This window comes from Mucilaginibacter lacusdianchii, assembly GCF_009770985.1.
In the GTDB taxonomy this organism is placed as follows: Bacteria; Bacteroidota; Bacteroidia; order Sphingobacteriales; family Sphingobacteriaceae; genus Mucilaginibacter; species Mucilaginibacter lacusdianchii.
In genome coordinates, this window is the sequence record NZ_WSRW01000006.1 from 1 (window position 1) to 11902 (window position 11902).

Below are 11902 nucleotides of genomic sequence, written 5' to 3' on the forward strand. Positions count from 1 at the left end.
TTTGCGTTTCTATAAAGTTGGGGATGGGTAAGGAGCTGTCCAAAGGATTATCTTTTATCCCATCCGACTTCTAATAATACCGCTATTATTTGTGACTGCTGATATGTTGGATCCAACATTAGAGTTAGCACAAACATTAATCATTACAGCAATTAATTCAATATCTTAATTATTTATATGCTGTGTTAGCCACATTGTTCTGGCAAGTCTGGGTTTAGTAGAATTTTGTTTAAGGTTGTTTGCGGTTCTATAAACAAAGTAGATGATTTCTTTCTTTATTGCAAGTGAGCCGATGCGCTTATGAATATAAGGTAATTTGGAGTTAGTAAATTAATGATAAGCGTAGAAGAAGTGGTTCTTGTTGATGCAGATGATCGTGAGATTGGCGTTATGGAAAAAATGCAGGCGCATCGGCTTGGTTTGTTGCACCGAGCATTTTCAATTGTACTATTAAACAATCGTAATGAGATTCTACTGCAACAGCGTGCTCATACCAAATACCATTCACCTAGTTTGTGGTCTAATACGTGTTGCAGCCATCCTCGTCCGGGAGAAGCTATTGAAGCGGCGGCAGCCAGGCGGCTGGAAGAAGAGATGGGACTACAATGTGAGTTTAGAAACATATTTTCATTCACCTATAAAGTAGAATTCGGCCAAGATTTGTATGAGCATGAATTTGATCATGTATTTTTGGGGCAGTTTTCGGGTAATCCAAACATAAATCATGATGAGGTAGCTGCTTGGAAATTTATGGACTTTGATGCTGTACGAATCGATATGGACCTTCATCCCGAGCGTTATACATTCTGGTTTCACATATTAATGCAGAAGTTATCAGTTATAAATGTCGAGGCGTTATTATTATCTTAGTAAGTAGAATATTGATTCTTCCGCCAGTATCTATTCAAGTTACTGCCAGTGTTTCCTAAAGTATGTTTCAACGTCTAAGTTGGTTTAACCTTATATACTTAATTACATTTTCAAGATGCGCTCAATGAAGAGGTCCTGGAGATAGTTATTTAAGATTAAAATTTATCAGTTACTATAAACTTGTATAGTTTTCTCGTGTAAGTGCTTCTAGTAACGAGTGATTATGAACTGATATATTTTTACCGTTAACAGTGATTAGTTTGTCTTGTATAAGTTCGTTCATGTTTCTAAACACACTTTCGTAAGTAGCGCCTACGTAAGCAGCTAGGTCTTGCCGGGACAGATTTATACCAACACAACCGTTTGTATCTGTACCAAATTGGTTTGATAAGTTTAATAATGCCTGCGCTATGCGACCTTTAACCGTCATGTGCGCCAGGTTTCGCATTTTATGTTCGGAGGTCTGAAGCTCTTCAGCAAAAAATAGCAATAGTTGATAGGTAAGCTCGTTGTTTACCTTTAAGCTTGCTAAGAAAAACGGTAAGTCTATATAGCAAACAATACTATTTTCTAACGCAGTAGCCGAAACGGGATAACGTGCGTCTCCCCCTAAACCACGATGACCTATAATATTGCCGTTTTGCGCGAAACGTATGATAAGTTCTTTATCTGGCCCCCATTTTTTGTGCACTTTGGCTAACCCATTGAACATAAAATAAATGCCTGTAACCTGATCGCCTTCGTTAAAAATTGTTTCGCCTTTCTTTACAATGTAGTTTTTTCGTTGGCTTCCTACTGCCGGAATCCATTCTGGTAAACAAGTTTTGCATAAAAAACAGCTTTTTAAATCGCAACAGCGCTTGCTTTCTTTCATAATTAATCTTTCACTATCTGCACCAAAGTATTTTAAACCGTAATTTTTAGCGTTTGTGAAGTAAACATATGAAATTTCGAGAAATAATTAGCAAAACTGAAATGTTGGGCGTTGTTTAAGCGTATTCTAACGTTATAAACTGGCTTAAATCTAAAACTATGTTAAAAAAATGTGAAGTATATATTTTGTATTTTCGTTTTGCTGCTTCTGTTTCGCTTTTAGCTCGTGACATTTTACATATTGATAATTGGTTGGCGATAAATTAATGTCATCTAAGGTTTTTACTAAATTTTCATATTTGAATAAAAGTTTATATAAACTATAATGTCATCAATTTCATGGTAGACTATTGTATAATCGTTGGCCTGCACTTTGTAAGATAAGGCTTTGGCTTATGGAATTAAAAGAAAATTTATCATCCGACCATTTGAAATTTGTAACGCCTGACGGTGCTCCTTTTAGCTATGACATTACCTTGGCAAATCAGAATGATGTTGTGCAGCTCAATATAGTTGGCCGGAAGATCCAGTCAAACGAAGTATTATCTGCACAGTATTTGATTGATTTATCATCGCATGACTATTACTTGAATGCCTTCGAGCAACTTTCAAACGATTTTGGCTTACGTCCACCACAAAACAGAAAACATGTTGTACCTTCTACAAAAAAAATAAATTATCAAGAGATTTTACTTGAGAATAAGCACAAAGGCATGCTTTACGGTTATGGTGATCCTGCCGTATTGCGTACTAATCAAAACGATAAACCTGTTTACTATCTGGTTGCTACTTCTAATGACGCACCCGATTCTTTCCCTTTATTAAGCTCTGAAAATCTTGCCGACTGGACGTTTTTGAACTATGTATTCGCACAAGGCCAGAAGCCGGCTTGGGCTACCCAGGTTGAAGTGGGAAGTGATTATTGGGCACCCGAATTACACCAGATAGGCGATGAATACCGCCTTTATTTTGTAGCACGGGATAAAGAAAGCAAAGAACTTTGTATAGGCATGGCAACCTCTAAGCATCCCGAACTGGACTTTGTGCCAAATAATGAACCGGTGCTTAAAGGCAATGTTATCGATCCGCATATTTATATACAAGACAAACAAACTGTTTACTTATTTTGGAAAGAAGATAACAATGATGTTTGGCCAAGTGCCTTAATAAAACTGTTATATAATAATCCTTCGCTTATTACCTATTTACTGAACAATCCGCAAGACCAAGCGACAGCGTCTTTTATGGTGAGTGTCTGGCCTTGGTTACAACACCTGGCTCCAATGGTGCGGTTTATGTTTATTCAGGTATTTATTGAAGCGGTTATCAGCCGGTTTTTAGATATCTATCGTTCACTGGAACAATTAACTGAAAGTCATGCAGCAATAGCTGATGATATACGTAGCGTACTTCATTATATGAAAACGCCTATATACGCACAGCAGTTATCGGCCAATGGCCAAGTACTGGTTGGTGAGCGTACAAAAATTTTGGAGAATGATTTAGCTTGGGAAGCTCACTTAATAGAAGGCATGTGGGTTACCCAGCAGCACAACAGGTATTATTTATTTTATGCCGGAAATGATTTTTCTACAGATCAATATGGTATCGGCGTAGCCATTGCCGATCATCCATTGGGTCCATACCGTAAAATGCCCGAACCATTTTTGCAGTCTACTGCTCGCTGGACTGCACCTGGGCATCCATCCGTAACTACATCGCCAGATGGTAAGCCTGTAATGTTTTTACATGCTTACTATCCGGGGCAAGCCGGTTATAAGCAGTTTAGAGCATTGTTGGCTGTTGGGCTTAAGTTTGAAAAAGACAGGGTGTTGTGGGTGTAAGACAAAAGTTTTTATTTGGTAGCCTACTCATCAAATTTCTTTAAAAAAGTAAAGCCTCCTGATGGGCAGGAGGCCTTTACTAACCAATTATAAACCTAAATTATGAGAAGAGCTGTAGGAGAAGGAGTCGAACCTTCATAGAGTGGTTAGCCCTTGCGGGTTTCCCATTATTCTCTGCCACCGGGACAAGGAGGTGTGTCTGCCAAATTTCACCATCCTACAGTGCGTTATCTTGATACAAATGTAATACTTCAATTTAAAAAATCAAATATTTTTATAAAAAAATATTTTTTCTTGCCATGTTCATAACAATATGATGCATTTGTTATGTAATTGTAAATAGCGAAACGGCGCTATACCCTTATTTAACGGAAACGTTTCCGTAATTATTTTATACGAAATTGGTAAATGTTGGTTCGTGCAAAAAGTAATACGGTTATATTTACAAGCATCTAACCTATATTATAACAGTGAGAAAGAAATGGTTCCCTGTAATTGCCATCAGTACATTTTTGGCGTCATCTGCAGCTGCTCAAAACAAAAGTATTTATCATCAGGGTTGGATTGATTTCAATAAAAATGGGCGTAAAGACATTTTTGAAGATTCTCAGCAAGTAATTGCGAAGCGTGTTGCCGATTTGCTTTCGCAAATGACGCTGGATGAAAAAACCTGTCAAACGGCAACTTTATACGGTTACAAACGAGTATTGAAAGACGAGATGCCCACCGTTGGTTGGAAACAGGAAATTTGGAAAGACGGCATTGCCAATATTGATGAGGAGCTTAATAATCTAACTTCTCATACTGACGATGCCCCAACACCGTACAGTTACCCTTATAGTAAACATGCCTCGGCTATCAACACCATACAAAAATGGTTTGTAGAAGAAACCCGATTGGGCATCCCGGTTGATTTTACTAACGAAGGCATTCATGGCCTTTGCCATGACCGTGCTACCCCATTGCCGGCACCTATTGGTATTGGCAGTACCTGGAACAAAAAGTTGGTTTATCAGGCTGGTAGCATTGTGGGCCGCGAGGCAAAAGCTTTAGGTTATACCAATGTATATGCACCTATACTTGATCCGGCACGTGATCAACGCTGGGGCCGTGTGGTAGAATGTTATGGCGAAGATCCGTTTTTAATAGGTGCTCTAGGCACTCAGATGGTAAAAGGCATACAGGAACAAGGGGTAGCATCAACTTTAAAACATTATGCCGTTTACAGCGTGCCCAAAGGCGGGCGCGATGGTAATGCACGTACCGATCCGCATGTGGCACCGCGCGAAATGTACCAGATTTATCTCTATCCTTTCCAAAAAGTAATTCAGGATGCGCAGCCTATGGGCGTAATGAGCAGTTATAACGACTGGGATGGTGAACCGATTACTGGCAGCTATTTTTTTCTGACTGAACTGCTGCGCCAAAAATTTGGTTTTAACGGCTATGTGGTATCTGATAGCGAAGCGGTAGAGTTCCTATTCACCAAACACCATACCGCCGCCGATTATAAAGGTGCGGTGAAGCAAGCCATAGACGCTGGCCTGAATGTGCGTACTAATTTTACCATGCCTCAAACATTTATACTGCCTTTGCGCGAGCTGGTAAAAGAAGGTCAGGTAAGTATGAAAACGCTGGATGCCCGTGTAGCTGATGTGCTTCGTGTAAAGTTCAGATTGGGTTTATTTGATCAGCCATATGTAAGCAATCCCAAAGCTTCAGATCAGAAAGTACATACCAAAGCCGACGAAGATTTTGCGATGCAGATTAATCGCGAATCGATGGTGCTGCTTAAAAATGAAAATCATTTATTACCGCTTAACAAGGCAAGTCTTAAAAATATATTGGTGACTGGTCCGCTGGCTGCAACTAAAAGTTACGCTATCAGTCGTTATGGTCCATCGCATAACACGGTTACCTCGGTACTGGAAGGGGTTCGCAATTATGTAGGCTCAGGGGTAAAAGTAAATTATGCCAAAGGCTGCGATGTGGTAGATGTGACCTGGCCCGAAAGCGAGATTATACCTACCCCGCTTACTGCGGCCGAACAAGCCGGTATTGACAGTGCAGTAGTGCAGGCTAAGCAAGCCGATGTAATTATTGCGGTTGTAGGCGAAGATGAGCAGCGTGTAGGTGAAAGCCTTTCGCGCACCGGACTAAACTTACCGGGAAGACAGTTGCAATTACTTCAAGCCTTGCATGCTACCGGCAAACCTGTGGTAATGGTAATGATTAACGGACAGCCCTTAACCATCAACTGGGAGAATAAATATATACCGGCCATTTTAGAAGCCTGGTTTCCGGGTGCACAGGCTGGCAAAGTAATAGCCGAAACCTTGTTTGGAGATAATAACCCCGGCGGTAAACTCAGCATTACTTTTCCTAAAACTACAGGACAAATTGAGCTGAACTTTCCATTCAAACCTGCTTCACAGGCCGATCAGCCTACCAGTGGGCCCAATGGCTATGGCAAAACCAGTGTGAACAAAGCATTATATCCGTTTGGGTATGGCCTAAGCTATACCACTTTTGCTTATAGCAATTTGGTAGTTAAGCAGTCAACCCCTAACAGCCAAAATGATATTACCGTAACGGTTGACATCACCAATACCGGTAAAGTAAAAGGCGATGAAATAGTGCAATTGTACCTGAAAGACTGGGTAAGCAGTGTAACCACCTATGAGTCGGTTTTGCGGGGCTTTGACCGTATCACTTTACAAGCAGGAGAGAAAAGGACGGTACAGTTTACACTGCATCCGGATGATTTAGCCATATTAGACAAAAATATGAACTGGACAGTAGAGCCCGGAAAATTCAGCGTGATGATTGGCAGTTCATCCGAAGATATTAAGTTAAAACAGGATTTTGAAGTGAAGTAATGTTATTAGTTACCTATACACATAAACGATAATAAAATGAAATTACAAAATGTTATTAAACAGTTAATTGTTGTGGTGCTATTGCTAATCATACATAAAGCTGATGTAATGGCCCAAGCCAAGAAAAGCACATCAGCCGAAGCGGTAGCAGCAGCGGTAGAAACCTTGCGAAAAGCGATGGTAGATGCCGACAGCGTGACCTTATTGCAAATGGTGTCACCTCATTTAAGTTATGGGCACTCCAGCGGCGTGGTACAGGATAAGCAAACCTTTATTCATGCGCTTACCAGTGGCTCGTCTGATTTTGTGACTATTGAGCTGAGCAATCAAACCATACAGGTAACCGGTAGAGCAGCTGTTGTAAGGCATGTTTTAAGCGGCACAACTAACGACGGTGGGAAACCCGGTAATGTTAAAATTAATATTTTAATGGTATGGCAAAAGGTAAAAGGCAGTTGGCAGTTGCTGGCCCGTCAAGCTTTTAAAGTGCCTGCTGCCAGTTAATTCATCTACATCAACTATATTTTAATGGATAACAAATTATTTGATCTTTCCGGAAAAGTGGCCCTGGTAACAGGTGGTAATAAAGGTATAGGCAAGGGCATGGCCCTAGGGCTTGCCGAAGCTGGCGCTGATATTATTGTGGTATCCGGTTCGGTTGCCCTTGAGGGAAGTGATATAGAAAAGGAAGTAAAAGCACTGGGCCGTAATTTTAAAGCGTATCAAGCCAACTTATCAAGCCGCGAAGGCTTATACGCTTTTGTAGAGCAGTTGCTGGCCGAAAATCCGCGTATTGATATTTTGATTAACAACGCCGGCACCATTATGCGTAAACCGGCTGCCGAGCATCCTGATGAGTATTGGGATAATGTATTGTCACTTAACCTGGATGCACCTTTCATTTTGGCGCGCGAACTGGGCAAGCATATGATTGAAAAGGGGTCGGGCAAGATAATATTCACTTGTTCACTGCTTAGCTTTCAAGGCGGCATCAATGTGCCGGGCTATGCAGCCAGCAAAGGCGCATTGGCCAGTTTGGTAAAAGCTTTGGCAAACGAGTGGGCATCAAAAGGCATCAATGTAAACGGTATTGCACCAGGTTACATTGCTACCGATAATACCAAAGCGCTAAGGAACGACCCAGACCGTAGCAAAAGTATTCTAGACAGGATCCCCGCGGGCCGTTGGGGCGAAGCTGAAGATTTTAAGGGACCAGCGGTATTTCTGGCCTCTAAAGCCGGCGATTATGTAAGCGGGCACCTGTTAACCGTTGATGGCGGCTGGATGGGAAGATAGCACTAAAAGCAAGAGACAAGAATCGAGAGCCAAGGCAAAAATAAATTATCCGGCAGTTATCAATGATCAACCTCCGGTCACAGATAACTGACAACTCACAACAGACAACTACAACTATGGAAATCAGATTTGAGCATAGCCAAAAAGAAGTATCGCGCATGACGACCGAGGAGCTTAGAGAAGCTTTTTTGGTGGAAAGCCTGATGCAGGAAGATAAATTAACCACCGTATACTCGCATTACGACCGTACCATTGTGGGCGGTGTAAAACCGGTAAACGGTACTGTCACCTTAGACAATCATCCCGAGCTGCGGGCCGAGTATTTCTTAGAGCGCCGCGAGCTGGGTATCATCAATGTAGGCGGCAACGGTGTGGTAGTAGCCGATGGGCAGACATATGAGATGGACAAACTGAGCTGTTTGTATGTAGGCAAGGGGACGAGAGATGTGACTTTTAAAAGCACCGATCCTGAAGTGCCTGCTGTATACTACCTGCTGTCTTACCCTGCGCATGCGCAATATCCTAACCGCTTAATGCCTAAAGAAGAAGCATCGCCGGTAACCCTGGGCGATGCGCTAACTTCGAACAAGCGTACCATTTACAAATACATTCACCTGGACGGCATTCGCAGCTGCCAGCTGGTAATGGGACTTACCGTGCTGGAGCCCGGCAGCGTGTGGAACTCTGTACCACCGCATACACATACCCGCCGTACCGAGGTGTATTTTTACTTTGATCTGCCCGAAAACCAACGGTTATTCCATTTTATGGGCGAGCCGCAACAAACTAAAAGCATTGTGATGCAAAATCATGATGCCGTGGTATCGCCGCCATGGTCGGTACATTTTGGTTGTGGAACCAGCAACTACGCCTTCATTTGGGGTATGGGTGGCGAGAATCAAGTTTATTCTGATATGGATGCTTTAGCGGTAACCGATTTAAAATAAGAAATAGTTATGAAATTAATACGATACGGAGAGCCGGGGCAAGAGCGTACCGGTGTACAGATTGATGGTGTAAACTACGATACATCAGGCTACGGCAGCGATTACAACGAGCAGTTCTTTGAACGTGGTGGCATGGAAACTTTAGCTGCTTATGTAGAAGCTCATAAAAACGAACTGGAGCAGATACCAGATAATGTACATATAGGCAGCCCGGTTGCACGTCCATCTAAAATTGTATGCATCGGCCTTAACTATGCCGATCATGCGAAAGAAACAGGCGCCGCATTGCCACCTGAGCCGGTTATCTTTTTCAAAAGCACCACATCGCTTACCGGTCCTTTTGATGATGTAATTATTCCTAAAGGATCCGAAAAAACAGACTGGGAAGTAGAGCTGGCCGTAGTGATTGGCAAAAAAGCAAGTTATGTTGAAGAAGCCGAAGCTAACGAATACATTGCAGGTTATGTATTGCATAATGATGTATCTGAGCGCGCATTTCAACTAGAGCGTAATGGTACCTGGGATAAAGGTAAAGGTTGTGATACCTTTGCACCGTTAGGCCCTTTCTTGGCAACGCCTGATGAATTAGGCGATATAGATAACCTGCGTTTATGGCTTACCGTAAATGGCAAAACCATGCAAGATGGTACTACGGCTAATTTAATCTTTAAAATTCCTTTCCTGATATCTTACGTAAGTCAGTTTATGACTTTGTTACCTGGCGATGTGATATCAACCGGCACACCGGCAGGCGTAGGTTTAGGGATGAATCCGCCGGTTTATCTAAAAGCTGGCGATGTAGTAGAGTTGGGCATTGATGGCTTAGGCACGCAAAAGCAAACGGTAAAAGCTTACAGCAAATAAGCATCGTTATGCTATTATAAATAAGAAAGGCTGATGTTCACATCAGCCTTTCTTATTATTGGTTATTTACTAATCTTGTAATAAGCGTCGTTCCAGGCAATTTCTTTCTGGAACTCACGCAGTTTGGTTTCTTTGCCAATAAGCAGGTATTCAATACCGGCCATTTCAGCAAAGGCATGTAAATGCTCGTCGGTAAGGTTTTGGCTGTAGCAGGTGTGGTGTGCACCACCGGCTTGTATCCAGGCCGCACAACCGGTTTTCATATCCGGGTATGGTTTCCACAGCACGCGGGCCACTGGTAATTTAGGCAAATCGTTAACTGGTTCTACGCCTTCAACTTCATTAACAATCATGCGGAAACGGTTGCCCATATCTACAATCGAAGCGTTCAGCGCTGCTCCACCAGATACGTTGAATACCAGTCTTACCGGGTCGGCCTTGCCGCCGATACCCAGCGGGTGTACTTCTACTTTAGGTTTGCCCGAAGCTAAGATAGGATCTACCTCCAGCATATGCGAACCCAGTACCAGTGAGTTTTGTGCATCGAAGTGATAAGTATAATCTTCCATAAAGGCATTACCACCAGGTAAACCCGAACCCATTACCTTCATGGCGCGTACCAAAGCAGCGGTTTTCCAGTCGCCTTCGCCGGCAAAACCGTAACCTTCGGCCATCAAGCGTTGCACGCCAATGCCCGGCAGTTGCACCATGCCATGCAAATCTTCAAATGTATCGCTAAAGCCTTTAAAGCCGCCATCTTGTAAAAAGTTGCGTAAGCCTACTTCAATTTTAGCGGCTTCAATGAGCGATTGATGCTGTTCGCCACCTTTTTGCAAACCGGCTGCTACATCATAAATATCCAGGTATTCGGTTATCTGGCGGTCAACTACTGCCGGATCCAAGCTGTTAATTACGGCTACCAGATCGCCTATACCGTAGGTGTTTACCGAAAACCCAAATTGTAATTCTGCTTCTACCTTGTCGCCTTCGGTTACGGCTACAAAGCGCATGTTATCGCCAAAGCGGGCAAATTTAGCGCCTTGCCAGTCATGCCAGCCAGCAGCGGCACGGGTCCATACGCCTATCTCGCGCGCCACTTCAGCTTCCTGCCAGTGGCCAACTACTACCTTGCGGCGCAAGCGCAGGCGCGACATGATGAACCCAAACTCGCGGTCGCCATGGGCACTTTGGTTCAGGTTCATAAAATCCATGTCAATGCTCGACCATGGAATTTGGCTGTTGAACTGCGTATGCAGGTGCAGAACCGGTTTTTTTAAAATGCTCAAACCGCGAATCCACATTTTGGCTGGCGAGAAGGTATGCATCCAGGTAATTAGGCCAATACAGTTTTCGGCTACGTTGGCTTGCTGTATAAGGGTATAAATCTCGTCGGTAGATTTAACGGTTGGTTTAAAAACTACAGAAACAGGAATATCTGATGCGGCATTTAAACCGGCTGCAATTTGCTGAGAGTGGTCTGCTACCTGTTGCAGCGTTTCTTCACCATATAAGTGCTGACTGCCGGTTACAAACCATACTTCTAATGTCTTTAAGTTTATCATGGAATGGTATTTTTATTGTTGCGTTATTCGTTGTTTTGAGTGATGATGAACCCTAGCTTTGACCATAATAAGAGTTAGGCCCATGCTTACGTTCAAAATGCTTGCGAATAAGCGCATTCTTAAGGCGTGGGGCCTGTGGGTTAATTTGTTCGGTTAATAAGGCCATTTGGGCTATAGCCTCCAACACGGCACTATTGTGAACAGCTTTGGCAGCGGTTTTGCCCCAGCTAAACGGTGCATGGTTACCTACCAACACCATTTCGGTTTCTTTATAATCCAAGCTTTTATCTTTAAAGCAGTCCATAATCTGAAAACCGGTTTGGTATTCATAATCGCCTTCAATGTAAGCATCACTCATGGGGGGGGCGCAAGGAATGTCTACGGTAGTATAATCAGCATGAGTTGTTCCAAAAATAGGAATGTCGCGTTGAGCTTGTGCCCAAGCTGTGCCATACATAGAGTGGGTATGGCATACGCCGCCTATTTCGGGCCAATGGGCATATAGTACGGCATGTGTTAAAGTATCTGAAGAAGGGCGTAATGTGCCTTGCACGGTTTTGCCTTCAAAATCTACAATTACCATTTTTTCGGGTGTCAAATTCTCATAAGGTACACCGCTGGGTTTTATCGCAAAAACGCCTAAATTATGGTCGGCCGCACTTACGTTACCGAAGGTAAATATAACCAGCCCAAGTTTGGGCAGTTGCATATTGGCTTCATAAGCTGCCTGCTGCAAGTGTTCGTATTGACTCATGTGGTGAGTATTT

Annotated in this window: 10 protein-coding genes; 7 read left to right on the forward strand and 3 right to left on the reverse strand. The window is 42.8% G+C overall.

The window, feature by feature from the left end; translation table 11 throughout:
- The first annotated feature begins 333 nt into the window (after positions 1-333).
- Positions 334-870, forward strand: a complete 537-nt coding sequence (gene idi, locus GPM24_RS20160) for an isopentenyl-diphosphate Delta-isomerase (RefSeq protein ID WP_158829187.1) — start codon at positions 334-336, stop codon at positions 868-870.
- A 172-nt stretch (positions 871-1042) separates the two neighbouring features.
- Here idi and GPM24_RS20165 read toward each other — a convergent pair whose 3' ends face one another.
- Positions 1043-1744, reverse strand: a complete 702-nt coding sequence (locus tag GPM24_RS20165) for a Crp/Fnr family transcriptional regulator (RefSeq protein WP_158829189.1) — start codon at positions 1742-1744, stop codon at positions 1043-1045.
- Between the two features lie 394 nt (positions 1745-2138).
- On the opposite strand from GPM24_RS20165, the gene GPM24_RS20170 reads away from it, so the two are divergent.
- From GPM24_RS20170 to GPM24_RS20195, 6 genes are all read left to right on the forward strand, one after another.
- Positions 2139-3587, forward strand: a complete 1449-nt coding sequence (locus tag GPM24_RS20170; protein ID WP_158829191.1) for a glycoside hydrolase family 43 protein — start codon at positions 2139-2141, stop codon at positions 3585-3587.
- A 470-nt stretch (positions 3588-4057) separates the two neighbouring features.
- On the forward strand, positions 4058-6466 hold the full coding sequence (locus tag GPM24_RS20175) for a glycoside hydrolase family 3 N-terminal domain-containing protein (protein ID WP_233268916.1): 2409 nt from the start codon (positions 4058-4060) through the stop codon (positions 6464-6466).
- Positions 6467-6502: 36 nt separating this feature from the next.
- Complete coding sequence (locus GPM24_RS20180; RefSeq protein ID WP_158829193.1) at positions 6503-6970, forward strand: nuclear transport factor 2 family protein; 468 nt, start codon at positions 6503-6505, stop codon at positions 6968-6970.
- 24 nt (positions 6971-6994) lie between these two features.
- Positions 6995-7762: an SDR family oxidoreductase gene (locus GPM24_RS20185; protein ID WP_158829195.1), complete on the forward strand. Its 768-nt coding sequence runs from the start codon at positions 6995-6997 to the stop codon at positions 7760-7762.
- A 116-nt stretch (positions 7763-7878) separates the two neighbouring features.
- Positions 7879-8709 (forward strand): 5-dehydro-4-deoxy-D-glucuronate isomerase, encoded by an 831-nt coding sequence (gene kduI / locus GPM24_RS20190; RefSeq protein ID WP_158829197.1) that lies wholly within the window; start codon positions 7879-7881, stop codon positions 8707-8709.
- Between the two features lie 9 nt (positions 8710-8718).
- The gene (locus GPM24_RS20195; protein ID WP_158829199.1) at positions 8719-9573 is read left to right on the forward strand and encodes a fumarylacetoacetate hydrolase family protein; all 855 of its coding nucleotides are present in this window, start codon (positions 8719-8721) and stop codon (positions 9571-9573) included.
- A gap of 62 nt (positions 9574-9635) precedes the next feature.
- Here the strand turns inward: GPM24_RS20195 and araA are convergent, their stop codons facing one another.
- Positions 9636-11135, reverse strand: coding sequence for an L-arabinose isomerase (araA, locus tag GPM24_RS20200; protein WP_158829201.1), 1500 nt, complete (start codon positions 11133-11135; stop codon positions 9636-9638).
- A 52-nt stretch (positions 11136-11187) separates the two neighbouring features.
- The gene (locus GPM24_RS20205) at positions 11188-11889 is read right to left on the reverse strand and encodes an L-ribulose-5-phosphate 4-epimerase (protein WP_158829203.1); all 702 of its coding nucleotides are present in this window, start codon (positions 11887-11889) and stop codon (positions 11188-11190) included.
- Positions 11890-11902 lie beyond the last annotated feature (13 nt).